Origin of the sequence: Janibacter alkaliphilus, assembly GCF_013408565.1 — a bacterium.
GTDB lineage: Bacteria > Actinomycetota > Actinomycetes > Actinomycetales > Dermatophilaceae > Janibacter > Janibacter alkaliphilus.
The window spans coordinates 416,920-429,214 of record NZ_JACBZX010000001.1 but is presented as its reverse complement, the minus strand read 5'-3'; the positions used below and the strand labels follow the sequence as shown (position 1 = coordinate 429,214).

The window sequence follows — 12,295 nt, the reverse complement described above, 5'->3', positions numbered from 1 at the left end:
GGACCGACCGGGTCAGGCGACCATCTCGTCGGCCCAGACCACCCAGTTGCCCTCGTAGTGCCCGCCCTCGAGCGGGGTCGTCGGGTCGCAGGTGATCAGCCGCAGCTGCGGCTGGGCGGCGTCGTGGTCCCAGATCGAGTCGTCCTGGGGCACGGCCGCCTTCGAGGCCGCCTCGGAGCGGGTGATCTTGAACTTCACCGTCGAGCCGGAGCCGTAGGTGACGGTGACGACGTCGCCGACCTTCACCTGGGGCAGGTTCCAGAAGACGTCCGGCTCGCCGCCCTGGTTGATGTGCCCGACGAGGATGCTGGAGCCCTGGTGGCCCGGCTTGGGCCAGCCCTCCTCGGCGTACCAGCCGGCCACGCCGAAGGGCGGCGCCAGCACGTTCTGGGCGTCGAGGTAGGTGGCCTGCAGGCTGGCGTCGATGACGTCCAGGCCGCCCGAGGTGACCTGGACGCGGGTCGGCTGGCCGTCCGGGGCCGAGCCCGCGGGCGCGGCGCTGCCCGAGCTGCTGGTGGCGCTGCTGCTGGAGGGGGAGGACGAGCTGGCCGAGCTGCTCGAGCTCCTGGACGAGCTCGACGAGGTGGCCGAGGGGGAGGTGCTGCGCTCGATGTCGCTGGGGTCGACGTAGGTGCCGGGGTCGACCGCGGTGCCCTGCCCGTCGTCGGAGACCGCCCACCACACACCGCCGGTGGCCACGGCCACGAGGGCGGCGACGACGGCGGCGATGACGGCGGTGCGCCGACGGTAGCCGCGGCGCCGCTCACCGCGCTCCTGGCGGGTGGAGGGGGTGCTCTCGGGCTGCTCGGCCACGGGTGCTCCTTGCGGGCGCGTTCGCGATGCGGGTGTCGGCGGGTGAGGCTACGTGCTCACCCTGAGGGTTCTCTGGGTGTCGGCCCCGGACGGCGATCGGGCCGCCGGGCCGGGAGAGGGGCTCCCGGGCCGACGGCCCGATCAGGTCGACCGGTGCAGCTCAGTGCTGAGTCAGGCTCAGTGCTGAGCGGCGTTGCGGCGGCGGACGACGACCACCGAGCCGGCGGCGGCGCCGGCCATGAGCAGACCGCCCAGGGCGAAGGCGGCCGCGTTGCTGCCCTCGGCCGGCTCGACCCGCTGCAGCGCGTCGGTCTGGACGACGCCCGGGGTCTGCGGGGCCGCGGCACCGTCGTCGCTGCCGTCACCGGCCACGCTGGTCACGCTGGAGCTGCTGCCGTCGCTGATCTCGGCCCAGGGGGCGTAGTACTCGACGTTGCAGCCGCTGTTCACGTCCTCCTCGGTCGCGCCGTTGGCGTCGACGCAGTCGGCGCTGATGATCCGGACGTAGTCGGTGCCCTCGACGAAGTCGAAGTCACGCGAGTTGCTCCCCTCCTCGACGTCCCAGGTGTAGGTCTCCAGGACGTTCTTGTCCGCGTCGAGGAGCTGCACGGTCAGGGTGCCGTCCTCGGAGGCGGTGCCCTCGACGGTGAAGGCGTCCTGGCTGTCGGTGATCGGCAGGGTCGACGGCTCGGTGAACCAGTCGTTGACCTCTGGGGCCGGCTCCTCCGAGGTGTCGTCAGAGGGGCTGCTGGAGTTGTCGGACGGGCTGTCGGAGTCGTCGTCGGACGGGCTCTCGGAGTCGTCGTCGGACGGGCTCTCGGAGTCGTCGTCGGACGGCTCGGGCTCGGTGGCCTCGCCGACCTGGATGGTGCCGACCGCGTTCTCGTCGGGGGCCGTGCAGGCGACGTTGAGGACGAAGCCGGTGTCGGTGGTCAGCGTCGAGGTGAAGTCCCCGGCGGCGATCTCGATGGTGCCGTCCTCGGCGGGCGCGGTCTCCGCGTCACCGGTGCCGGTGGCCTCGACGACGAGGTCGCCGCTCTCCGGCACCTCGGTGAGCGGGGTCTCCAGCTCGACCGAGCGCTCCTCGCCGTCGACGGTGTAGGCGGCGGTGCTCGGGCCCTCGACCGTCTGGACCTCGAGCTGGCGCAGCCGCTCCTGGGCGTCGGCGCCCGGGGTCACGGTGGCGACGATCGCCGGGGCCGGGATCTCCTCGCCGGGCTCGACCTGCTCGGGGACGTCGACGTCGAGGTTGACGTTCCACGGGTCCTCGAACTGGATGCCGAGGTCGGAGACCTCGCACGAGTAGGCGATGTCGGCCGAGACGGCCTGGGCGGGCGTGGCGAAGCCGATGCCGGCGGCACCGAGGCCCAGGACGGCGGCAGCGCCCGCGGAGATGCGGGTGGTGTGTCGCTTGGCCATAGAGTGTTCTCCCCTTGCGTAATGATCCTGCGTGTGAAGCGGGCGCACGGCGCATCACGGCCCCGGCCCTCGTGTCGGACACGGCGGAACTTACCCGCGAGGCAACAAGACCACAAGGCTCCGCGCCGAGCGGGTTGACCTGCGGCGCTACTTGTCGACGTCGCCGACGACGAAGAACATCGAGCCCAGGATGGCCACCATGTCGGCCACCAGTGTCCCGGGCAGCATCTCGGTCAGCACCTGGACGTTGCTGAAGGAGGCCGAGCGCAGCTTCAGCCGCCACGGCGTCTTCTCACCCCGTGAGACGAGGTGGTAGCCGTTGAGGCCGAGCGGGTTCTCGGTGGCGGTGTAGCGGTCGCCCTCGGGCACCTTGAGCACCTTCGGCAGCCGCTGGTTCACCGGCCCGGCCGGCAGCTCGCGCAGCCGCGCCACGCACGCCTCGGCCAGGTCGAGGCTGACGTGGGTCTGCTCCAGCAGCACCTCGAGCCGGGCCAGGCAGTCGCCGGCGGTGCGGGTGACCACCCGTCCCGGCCCGCCCTCGGCGAAGAGCTCGCCGTAGGCGAGGTAGGGCGCGTCCCGGCGCAGGTCCATGTCCACCCCGCTGGCCCGGGCGATCGGTCCGCTGACCCCGAAGTCGAGGACGGTCGCCGGGTCGAGCACGCCGACCCCCTTCGTCCGCCCCTGGAGGATCTCGTTGCCGACGAGCATCGACTCCAGCCGGGGCAGCCGCTCGCGCACCGTGGCGACCGCCGCCTCGACCCGGCCCAGCCAGCCGGCCGGCAGGTCCTCCTTGAGGCCGCCGACCCGGTTGAACATGTAGTGCATCCGCCCGCCGGAGACCTCCTCCATGACGGCCTGGATCTCCTCGCGCTCGGTGAAGGCGTAGAAGATCGGGGTGATCGCGCCGAGCTCCAGCGGGTAGGAGCCGAGGAACATGAGGTGGTTGAGCACCCTGTTCAGCTCGGCCAGCAGGGTGCGCGCCCAGACCGCGCGCTCGGGCACCTCCATGCCGAGCATGGCCTCCACCCCGAGGACGACGCCGAGCTCGTTGCCGAAGGCGGAGAGCCAGTCGTGCCGGTTCGCCAGCACGGTGATCTGCCGGTAGTCGCGGACCTCGAAGAGCTTCTCCGCGCCGCGGTGCATGTAACCGATGACCGGCTCGGCCGAGACGATCCGCTCGCCGTCGAGCACCAGCTGCAGCCGCAGCACCCCGTGCGTCGCCGGGTGCTGCGGGCCGACGTTGAGCACCATCTCGGCGCTGGCCAGGGCGCCGTCGCCGATCCCGACGTCGAGGGTGCGCTGCTCGGCCATGCCGCGAGTATGCCGTGCCCGTGCATGCCGTGCCCGTGCCGCGGACCGGCCGTCCCGCGGCGCCTGGCACGATCGGGACATGACCGCCCCTGCCGCGCCGCTGGACCTCACCGACCCCGGGGTCGTCGCCGACCCCTACCCGCACCTGGACGCGCTGCGCGCCCAGGGGCCGCTGACCTGGCAGCCCGGGCTCGGCGGCTACGTCGCGGCCGGCCACGCCGAGGTCTCCGCGGTGCTGCGTGACCGTCGGCTCGGTCGGATCTTCACCCCGCGCGAGCCGGAGGCCGACTGGGCCACCTTCAACTGGCTGCACGCCGACTCCATCCTCGACAGCGAGCCGCCGAAGCACACCCGGCTGCGTCGCCTCGTGGCCGGCGCCTTCAACCGTGGGCACGTCGCCCGGCTGGAGCCGCGGATCGCCCGGATCGCCGACGAGCTCGTCGAGGCGGCCGGGTCGGCCCCCTTCGACCTCATCGAGACCGTCGCCGAACCGCTGCCGGTGACCGTCATCGCCGAGCTGCTCGACTGGCCGGAGGCCGACCGGCACCTGCTCCGGCCGTGGAGCCAGGCCATCGTCAAGATGTACGAGGTCGACCCGAGCGAGGCCGAGCGGGCGGCCGCGCAGCAGGCCAGCCGGGAGTTCGCCGAGTACACCGACACGCTGGCCGACCACCGTGCCCGCCACCCCGGCGACGACCTGCTCTCCGACCTCGTCGCCGCCCGCGACGCCGGTGACCGGCTCAGCCGGCACGAGCTCGTCGCCACCGTGGTGCTGCTGCTCAACGCCGGCCACGAGGCCAGCGTCAACGGCCTGGGCAACGGCATCCACTCCTGGCTGGCCGCCGGCAGCCCGGAGGTCGACGTCACCGACCCGACCGCCCGGGCCCTCTTCGTCGAGGAGATGCTGCGCCACGACAGCCCGCTGCACCTCTTCGAGCGCACCGCCACCCAGGACCTCACCGTGGCCGGCACGGAGGTGCGCGAGGGGGAGAAGGTCATCACCCTGCTCGGCGCCGCCAACCGGGACCCGGAGGTCTTCGCCGAGCCGGCCACCTTCGACCCGGCGCGCGACCCGAACCCGCACCTCGCCTTCGGCCTCGGCATCCACTTCTGCCTCGGCGCCCCGCTGGCCCGGCTGGAGATGCAGCAGGCCGCGCGGGCGCTGCTCACCCGGCACCCGCGGCTGCGCGTGGCCTCGGCGACCCGGCGCCCGACCTTCGTGCTGCGCGGCTTCGCCGAGCTGGTGCTCGACCCGTCATGAGCCGTCGGCTGCTCCCGGCCGCCGCCGCGCTGGCGGTGGGCCTGGCCGGGTGCGGCACGAGCGGCGACGGCGGGGACGACGGCGACGGCGGCGACGGCGGGGTGTCCGCGGGCCAGGTCGACGTCGTCGCGCAGGAGGCGCTGCGCCCGTGGTTCTCGGCGGCCGGTGCCTCGGCGGAGCAGCCGGCCGAGATGGTCGTGCTCGGGGACTCGGTGAGCGAGGGCTCCGGGCTGACCGGGCGGCTGGAGCGGCGCTGGCTGGACCAGCTGCAGCACGGTCTGCGGGAGCGCGTGGCGCCGGGCTGCCCCACCGGCGCGGCCGGCTGGCACGGCACGAGCTCGAGCGTCCCGCCGGACTACCGCGCCACCAGCCTGCCCGACCCGGCCACGACCGGCGACGTCGCGGAGGCGCCGGGGCTGGGCCCGGGAGGACGGGCCCTGACCCTGCGGCCGGGGGCCACCCTGACCTGGACCGTGGACGCGCGTCAGGTCGACGTCGGCTACCGCACCGTGCCCGGCGGGGGTCGGCTGCAGGTGCGGGTCGACGGCTCGCCGGCGACGCGTGCCGGCGGGCTGGCAACGACGACCGCAGCGTCCACCGAGCAAGGCCGGCGCGAGGTCTGGTCGTCCGCGGACCTGGGCGCCGGGGAGCACCGGGTGCAGGTCCGCAACGTCTCGGCCGCGGGGGGCGGGCCGGTGACGGTCACCGACCTGCGTCCCTACCGCGACGACCGGGAGCGGTGCGTGCACGTCCTCGACGCCGCCCGCTCCGGGGTGCGCCTGCACGAGGTGGTGCGCAGCCCCTCCTACCTCGACGACAGCCTGGGCGCCGACCCGGAGCTCGTGCTCGTGCCGCTGGGCTTCAACGACGCCGGGGCCGGGACCGACCCGGCGACCTTCGCCGACGATGTCGACACCCTCGTGCGACAGGTCCGGCAGCGGGGGATCGACGCCCCGGTGCTGCTCGTCGGGCTCTTCCACCCGCCGGAGGGGGCGTTCGTGCACCCGTGGCAGGACTACCTGGCGGCGATGGCCGAGGCGGCCTCGGTGGACCGCGGGGTGGCCTACGTCGACCTCAGCGAGGCGCTGCCGACCGTCGACGACGCGGCCGAGGGCATCTACCGGGACGCGCTCCACCCCGCCCCGGCCGGCATGGACCTCATCGCCGAGGCGCTGCTGCCGGTGCTCACCCCACCGGAGGGGACGGCGACCACGTCGGGCACCAGATCACCCAGCTGAAGCCGCCCGCCGGACCCTGCACCAGCGCGGTGCGGGCGCTGCGCGCCGACACCGCCCGCAGGTAGACCGCCGGGTCGGTGCGGGCCAGCCCCGGGTCCGGGGGAGCGGCCTGCGGCACCCACCGCCGCACCGCCTCCGCCTGGTCCAGGCGCCGATGCTGGGGAAGGGAGTCGACGGCCACGTGCGCGGTGAGGTCGGCGCGTCCGTCGGACACCGGCGGCACCTGACGACCGGCCCGGTAGCCGACGAGGCTGCCGCCCTCCGGCCGGGTCGCGCGGGTGTGCCCGTAGTCGATCGCCACCGCGGCCGCCGGGCGCCAGGTGTCGAGCATCTCGGCCCAGGCGTCGTCGCGGGCCCGGCCCACCTCGACGCGTGCGCCGGGGGTCGTCGTCGGCCACCAGCGCCCGGCCCACTCCCGGTCGCCGCCGGTCAGCGGCTCGCCGAGCGTCTCGCGGCCGTCGTCGTCGATATGCACCTCGCGCAGCGCGCCCTCGACGTCGACCTCGGCGACCGGGCACGGCACGACGTCCAGCCACTCGTGGGCGACGACGAGGGCGTCGTCGGTCGCGGCACCCGGCAGGTCGGGCAGCTCGGCGCCGCCGGGGGAGCGGTGCCAGACGACCCGCTCCGGCAGGGAGCCCGGACGCTCGACCACGTCGACGCCGGTGAGCCGCAGGTCGGGGGCGGCGCTCGCCAGCGCCGTCAGCAGCTCGCCGCGCCCGGCGCCCAGGTCGACGATCGTGCCCGCGCCGACCTCCCGCGCCAGGCCGAGCAGCGCGGCGGCCAGGACGTGGCCGCGCTCGCCGTGGGTGCTCGTGGTGAAGTGCGCGGCCGGACCGCCGGCCGCGCGGTAGAAGCCGTCCGGACCGTAGAGGGAGTCGTGCCAGGCCTGCTGCCAGCTGCGCATCCGCTCCTCCGTCCGTCCGCGCGTCGGTCCGCTCGTGCCGGCCGGTGCCACGTCCCGACCTCTCGACCCGGCGGCCCGACAGCGTCACCCGGCGCCGGCCGCCCGCCTCAGGGTGCCAGCCCAGGGGCGGGGGAGCGGTAGCGTGGCCCGCCGTGACCACCCCCGCCCGTCCGACCCTGCGCGTCGGCGTCGTCGGCGCCGGCCGGGTCGGTGCCGTGCTGGGTGCGGCGCTGCGCGCGGCCGGCCACGACGTCGTCGCGGCCTCCGCCGTCTCGGACGCCTCCCGGGACCGGGCCGAGCTGCTGCTGCCCGGGGTGCCGCTGCGCGCCGTCCCGGAGGTGGTCGCCGCCGCCGACCTGGTGCTGCTCGCGGTGCCGGACGACGCCCTGAGCGACCTCGTCGCCGGGCTGGCCGCCACCGGCACCTGGGTGCCGGGCCAGATGGCGGTGCACACCTCGGGCCGGCACGGGCTGGCCCCCTTCGCCCCGGCGGCGGCCCAGCAGGTGCTGCCGCTGGCGATCCACCCGGCGATGACCTTCACCGGGACGTCCGTGGACCTCGCCCGCCTGCCCGAGTGCTGCTTCGGGATCACCACCCCGGAGCCGCTGCGCCCGGTCGCCGAGGCGCTGGTCGTCGAGATCGGTGGTGAACCGGTCTGGGTGCCCGAGGCCGCCCGCGGCCGCTACCACGCGGCGCTGGCGCACGGCTCGAACCACCTGGTCACCCTCGTCGCGCAGGCCATGGAGGTGCTGACCAGCGCCGGCATCGAGCCGGCCGACCGGGTGCTGCGCCCGCTGCTCCAGGCGAGCCTGGACAACGCCCTGGCCAGCGGTGACGCCGCGCGGACCGGACCGGTGGCCCGCGGCGACGCCGGTACGGTGGCCGCGCACCTGCACGAGCTCGCCGACCTGGCGCCGGACCTCCCGGCCGCATACACCGCTCTCGCCCGCGCCACCGCCCAGCGTGCCTCCCGTGACGGCCGGCTGCGCGCCGACCTCGCCCGCGACGTGCTGACCACCCTCGATCAGGAGCGCCCATGACCCACCCGCCGCGGCCGACCACCCCGGTGGTCGCACGCACCCGGGCCGAGCTGGTCCCGGCCCGCCAGGCGCTCGGCGACGGTGACGTCGCCGTCGTCATGACCATGGGCGCGCTGCACGAGGGCCACGCCCGGCTGATCCGCACCGCCCGGCAGCAGGCCCAGCACGTCATCGTCTCGATCTTCCTCAACCCGCTGCAGTTCGCGCCCAAGGAGGACCTGTCGAAGTACCCGCGCACCTTCGACGCGGACATGGCGATCTGCCAGGAGGAAGGGGTCGACCTCGTCTTCGCGCCCACCCCGGACGTGGTCTACCCGGACGGCGACCCCGGGGTGCGGATCGCGGCCGGGCCGCTCGGCGACGTGCTCGAGGGGCAGTCCCGGCCGGGGCACTTCGACGGGATGCTCACCGTCGTCGCCAAGCTCATCCACCTCACCGGCGGCGACCGCTTCTACTTCGGGCAGAAGGACGCCCAGCAGCTGCTGCTGATCCGTCGGATGGTCCGCGACCTCGACCTGCCCGCCGGTGTGGTCTCGGTGCCCACTGTGCGCGAGGGTGACGGGCTGGCGATGAGCAGCCGCAACACCTACCTCTCCGAGAGCGACCGCGAGGTGGCGCTGTGCCTGTCGCAGGCGCTGCGGGCCGGTGCCGAGCGGGCCGAGGAAGGTCCGTCGGCGATCCGCCGGGCGGCACGCGAGGTGCTGGTGCACGAGCCGCTGGCGCTGGTCGACTACCTGGTGCTGGTGCATCCGGAGACGCTCGAGGACGTGCCCGAGTGGTACAAGGGCGAGGCGCTGCTGGCGGTCGCTGCCCGGGTCGGCACCACCCGCCTCATCGACAACACCCCCGTGCTCGTGGGCCCCGGTGGTGGGGCGCGCGAGGTCTTCACCCCGGGGCCCGCCCGCACCTGACGCTGCGCCCCCTGACGCTGCAGCGCGTGGCACGTCGGCACACCTGGCTCGTCGGCGCCTGGCACGTCGGCACACCTGGCTCGTCCGCATCTGGCTCGTCCGCACCTGGCTCGTCGCCCGTGACCGGGTGCCTGGGTGGAGGTGAACGAGTCGGCTGGAGGTGATGGGACGCGCCCCAGCGCGTGCGGATACCTCCACCGGGTGATGACGCGGGTTCCGTGGAGGTGATGGGCCGCGCCCCAGCGCGTGCGGATACCTCCACCGGGTGATGACGCGGGTTCGGTGGAGGTGATGGGACGCGCCCCAGCGCGTCGAGACACCTCCACCCGCCCCGGATACCTCCACCCAGCACGAAGGGGGGCCCACCCGACGCGCGCTACCACGCAGTAAGTGTCGCGATCACAGCACTTACTGCGTGGTAGCCCGCGCCGTAGGGGGTGGTGGTGCGCGCCGTAGGGGGTGGTGGTGCGCGGCGAAGAGGGTGGTGGTGCGGGGCGAAGGGGGTGGTGGTCCGGGTGGTTCGGGGGCGGTCGGGGCGAGGGTCGCCCTTCGATATCCTCGGCGGGTGCCCGAGACCACTCCCGAGACCGCCGCCACCACGACGCCGGAGGCCGGTTCCGACCTGCCCGAGCAGCTGCGGATCCGCCGCGAGAAGCGGGACCGGATCATCGCCGACGGCGGCGCCGCCTACCCGCCGGACGTCGCGCCCACCGCCGGTCTGGCCGAGGTCGCGGCCGAGTACGCGCACCTGGAGACCGGCGAGGAGACCGACGACGTGGTCACCGTCGCCGGCCGGGTGATGTTCGTGCGCAACACCGGCAAGCTCGCCTTTGCCTCGCTGCAGGAAGGGGTCGGCGACCGCCTGCAGGTGATGCTCTCCCTCGCCGAGGTCGGCGAGGAGTCGCTGGCCGCGTGGAAGGCGGACGTCGACCTCGGCGACCACGTCGCCGTCACCGGCCGGGTGATCCGCTCCCGCCGGGGCGAGCTGTCGGTGATGGCCACGAGCTGGCGGCTGGCCAGCAAGGCGCTGCGCCCGCTGCCCGTGCTGCACAAGGACCTCTCCGAGGAGTCCCGGGTGCGCCAGCGCTACACCGACCTCGTCGTCCGCCAGGAGGCCCGGGACATGGTCCGGGCCAAGGCGCGGGTGCTGCGCTCGATCCGGGCGACCCTGGACGACGACGGCTACGTCGAGGTCGAGACCCCGGTGCTGCAGCTGATCCACGGAGGCGCCGCGGCCCGCCCCTTCGGCACGCACATGAACGCCTTCGACCAGGACATGTCGCTGCGCATCGCCCTCGAGCTCAACCTCAAGAAGGCGGTCGTCGGCGGCATCGACAAGGTCTACGAGATGGGCCGGATCTTCCGCAACGAGGGCGTCGACTCCACGCACAGCCCCGAGTTCACGATGCTCGAGGCCTACCAGGCCTACGGCGACCAGCACACGGTCGCCGAGCTCACCCGGCGGATCTACCTGGCCGTCGCCGACAGCCTCGGCTCCCGGCAGGTCGAGACCCCGATGGGCACGGTCGACCTCTCCGGCGAGTGGCGGTGGCTCTCGGTCTACCCCGGCCTGTCCGAGGCGGTGGGCCGCGAGGTCACCCCGGACACCCCGCGCGAGGAGCTGGTCGCCCTCGCGGCCGAGCACGAGGTGGAGATCGACGACGCCTGGCCGGCCGGGAAGGTCGTCATGGAGCTCTTCGGCGAGATCGTCGAGCCGGGCATCCTCGAGCCCACCTTCGTCTGCGACTACCCGGCCGAGGCGCAGCCGCTGGCCCGACGCCAGGACGAGGACCCCCGGCTGATCTTCGCCTGGGACCTCATCATCGCGGGGGTGGAGCGCGGCACCGGCTTCACCGAGCTCATCGACCCGGTGATCCAGCGCGAGGTGCTCACCGCCCAGTCGCGCGCCGCTGCCGCGGGCGACGAGGAGGCCATGCAGCTGGACGAGGACTTCCTGCGGGCGCTGGAGCACGGCGCCCCGCCGATGGGCGGCATCGGTATCGGGGTGGACCGGATGGTGATGTTCTTCACCGGAGCCGGCATCCGCGAGACGCTGCTCTTCCCGCACGTGAAGCCGGAGGCCTGAGATGGACGCGCTGGAGCCGATCTTCCCCTATCTCGCGGCGCTGCTGCCGACGGTCGGGGTCGCCTTTCTGTTTTATCTCATCATCAAGTACATGCTGGAGGCGGATCGGGCCGAGCGCAAGGCGCTCGCGAAATGGCAGAAGGAGCACCCGGAATCCTCCTCGGACAACAATCACGGTCCGGTGAAGGGCGCCAGCCGCACCAGCGAATAGGAATATCGCAGGAATGTGCGTATGGTGATTGTCGTAAAGACGACGTCACCGCGTGCGAGAACGCCCCGGGACGCGAGCACCAGCGAAGGCGGAATCATTCATGGCACAGCGGGTCCAGGTCATCCTCGAGGACGACATCGACGGCGGCGAGGCGCACGAGACGATCACCTTCGGTCTCGACGGGGTCACCTACGAGATCGATCTCAACGAGGCGAACGCGGCGAGGCTGCGTGACGCCCTCGCCCCCTACGTCGGCGCCGGACGCCGGGTCGGCGGGCGACGCGGCGGCGGCGCCCGCAGCGGCTCCGGCGGCGGCGGTGGCCGGCGCAAGGACCTCGCCGAGGTCCGCGACTGGGCCCGCGGCAAGGGCTACGAGGTCAGCGACCGCGGCCGGATCAGCGCCGAGGTGCTGGAGGCCTACGACAAGGCGCACGGCTGAGCCCGAGCGACGATGCCGATGGCGGGCTGGACCTCTCCGAGGTCGCCCGCCATCTGGCGTTCCTGGACCTGCGCGTCGCCTCGCCCGACGACGCGGATCTCGAGGTGCCGTACGTGCAGGCGGTGACCGGCGGCGGACCCGTTCCGGCGTGGATCGACGCCGCCGGAGAGGCCACCGTCGCGCTCAACGGCGTCCGCCCGCCGGGCCTGGCCGCGGCCTCGGTGCTGCACTACCTGCTCTACCCGCTGGCCGAGGTGATGGCCGCGGCAGCGGTCCGCACCGACTGGCTGCTGGACCCCTCGCCGGAGCTGTGGTCGCTCGGGCTGGACCCGACCTACCGCTCGCCGGCGCTGGTGCAGCTGCGTCCTGGTGGGCACGCCCGGGTGGCCGACGACGAGCGGCGGGTGACCGCCGCCCGGGACGCCTACCTGTCGGTGGCGACACCGATCGCCGACGCCCTGCCGGCACCGGAGCGGATGAGCAGCCGTCAGCGTCGCGGGCTGGTCGCGGACAGCTGGGCCGGAGCCCGCGCCCGGCTCGCCGGCTCGCCCCCGCCGCGCCGCGTCTCCTGCTGCCTCATCTACACCTTGCCGGGCTGCCACGAGTGCGCCGGCTGCCCACGCACCGCCTGAGGGCAGGTGTCCTCGGGACCGCTGCGT

Annotated in this window: 12 protein-coding genes; 8 read left to right on the top strand and 4 right to left on the bottom strand. The window is 74.1% G+C overall.

The genetic code is table 11. The annotated features are described in order from the left end of the window. Positions 1-12: 12 nt before the first annotated feature. The 3 genes from BJY28_RS16715 to BJY28_RS02025 all read right to left on the bottom strand — a co-directional run bounded on the left by BJY28_RS16715 (position 13) and on the right by BJY28_RS02025 (position 3,543). Entirely contained in the window at positions 13-813 is an 801-nt protein-coding gene (locus BJY28_RS16715) for a sortase domain-containing protein (protein ID WP_179461526.1), read from the bottom strand. 177 nt (positions 814-990) lie between these two features. Continuing rightward, entirely contained in the window at positions 991-2,232 is a 1,242-nt protein-coding gene (locus BJY28_RS02030) for a DUF6801 domain-containing protein (RefSeq protein WP_179461525.1), read from the bottom strand. 147 nt (positions 2,233-2,379) lie between these two features. After that, entirely contained in the window at positions 2,380-3,543 is a 1,164-nt protein-coding gene (locus BJY28_RS02025) for an NADH-quinone oxidoreductase subunit D (protein ID WP_179461524.1), read from the bottom strand. A gap of 79 nt (positions 3,544-3,622) precedes the next feature. Between BJY28_RS02025 and BJY28_RS02020 the strand changes: the two genes are divergently transcribed. Both BJY28_RS02020 and BJY28_RS02015 read left to right on the top strand, forming a co-directional pair. Next, entirely contained in the window at positions 3,623-4,804 is a 1,182-nt protein-coding gene (locus BJY28_RS02020; protein WP_179461523.1) for a cytochrome P450, read from the top strand. Beyond that, positions 4,801-6,042 carry an SGNH/GDSL hydrolase family protein gene (locus BJY28_RS02015; RefSeq protein WP_179461522.1) on the top strand — a complete coding sequence of 414 codons (1,242 nt, stop codon included), beginning with the start codon at positions 4,801-4,803 and terminating at the stop codon, positions 6,040-6,042. Before BJY28_RS02020 ends, BJY28_RS02015 begins: the two co-directional genes overlap by 4 nt. Here the strand turns inward: BJY28_RS02015 and BJY28_RS02010 are convergent. Beyond that, positions 5,990-6,949, bottom strand: coding sequence for an SAM-dependent methyltransferase (locus BJY28_RS02010; RefSeq protein ID WP_179461521.1), 960 nt, complete (start codon positions 6,947-6,949; stop codon positions 5,990-5,992). The two genes, BJY28_RS02015 and BJY28_RS02010, sit on opposite strands and share 53 nt — an antisense overlap. Positions 6,950-7,101: 152 nt before the next feature. Between BJY28_RS02010 and BJY28_RS02005 the strand changes: the two genes are divergently transcribed. The 6 genes from BJY28_RS02005 (at position 7,102) to BJY28_RS01980 (ending at position 12,268) form a co-directional block, all read left to right on the top strand. Next, complete coding sequence (locus BJY28_RS02005; RefSeq protein ID WP_179461520.1) at positions 7,102-7,989, top strand: DUF2520 domain-containing protein; 888 nt, start codon at positions 7,102-7,104, stop codon at positions 7,987-7,989. Further along, positions 7,986-8,900: a pantoate--beta-alanine ligase gene (gene panC, locus BJY28_RS02000; RefSeq protein ID WP_179461519.1), complete on the top strand. Its 915-nt coding sequence runs from the start codon at positions 7,986-7,988 to the stop codon at positions 8,898-8,900. Before BJY28_RS02005 ends, panC begins: the two co-directional genes overlap by 4 nt. 565 nt (positions 8,901-9,465) lie before the next feature. Beyond that, positions 9,466-10,986, top strand: coding sequence for a lysine--tRNA ligase (gene lysS, locus BJY28_RS01995; RefSeq protein WP_425485693.1), 1,521 nt, complete (start codon positions 9,466-9,468; stop codon positions 10,984-10,986). A 1-nt stretch (position 10,987) separates the two neighbouring features. Beyond that, on the top strand, positions 10,988-11,197 hold the full coding sequence (locus BJY28_RS01990; RefSeq protein WP_179461518.1) for a hypothetical protein: 210 nt from the start codon (positions 10,988-10,990) through the stop codon (positions 11,195-11,197). A gap of 100 nt (positions 11,198-11,297) precedes the next feature. Further along, a complete protein-coding gene (locus BJY28_RS01985) occupies positions 11,298-11,636 on the top strand; it encodes a histone-like nucleoid-structuring protein Lsr2 (RefSeq protein ID WP_179461517.1) in 339 nt (112 codons plus the stop codon). A gap of 104 nt (positions 11,637-11,740) precedes the next feature. After that, complete coding sequence (locus BJY28_RS01980; RefSeq protein ID WP_179461516.1) at positions 11,741-12,268, top strand: (2Fe-2S)-binding protein; 528 nt, start codon at positions 11,741-11,743, stop codon at positions 12,266-12,268. The last annotated feature ends 27 nt before the right edge of the window (positions 12,269-12,295 follow it).

Bases quoted from the DNA above. Each gene is read 5' to 3' on its own strand.
- BJY28_RS02030 (WP_179461525.1), bottom strand. From the start codon at position 2,232: ATGGCCAAGCGACACACCACCCGCATCTCCGCGGGCGCTGCCGCCGTC.
- BJY28_RS01990 (WP_179461518.1), top strand. From the start codon at position 10,988: ATGGACGCGCTGGAGCCGATCTTCCCCTATCTCGCGGCGCTGCTGCCG.
- BJY28_RS01985 (WP_179461517.1), top strand. From the start codon at position 11,298: ATGGCACAGCGGGTCCAGGTCATCCTCGAGGACGACATCGACGGCGGC.
- BJY28_RS02025 (WP_179461524.1), bottom strand. From the start codon at position 3,543: ATGGCCGAGCAGCGCACCCTCGACGTCGGGATCGGCGACGGCGCCCTG.
- panC (WP_179461519.1), top strand. From the start codon at position 7,986: ATGACCCACCCGCCGCGGCCGACCACCCCGGTGGTCGCACGCACCCGG.
- BJY28_RS02015 (WP_179461522.1), top strand. From the start codon at position 4,801: ATGAGCCGTCGGCTGCTCCCGGCCGCCGCCGCGCTGGCGGTGGGCCTG.
- BJY28_RS02020 (WP_179461523.1), top strand. From the start codon at position 3,623: ATGACCGCCCCTGCCGCGCCGCTGGACCTCACCGACCCCGGGGTCGTC.
- BJY28_RS02010 (WP_179461521.1), bottom strand. From the start codon at position 6,949: ATGCGCAGCTGGCAGCAGGCCTGGCACGACTCCCTCTACGGTCCGGAC.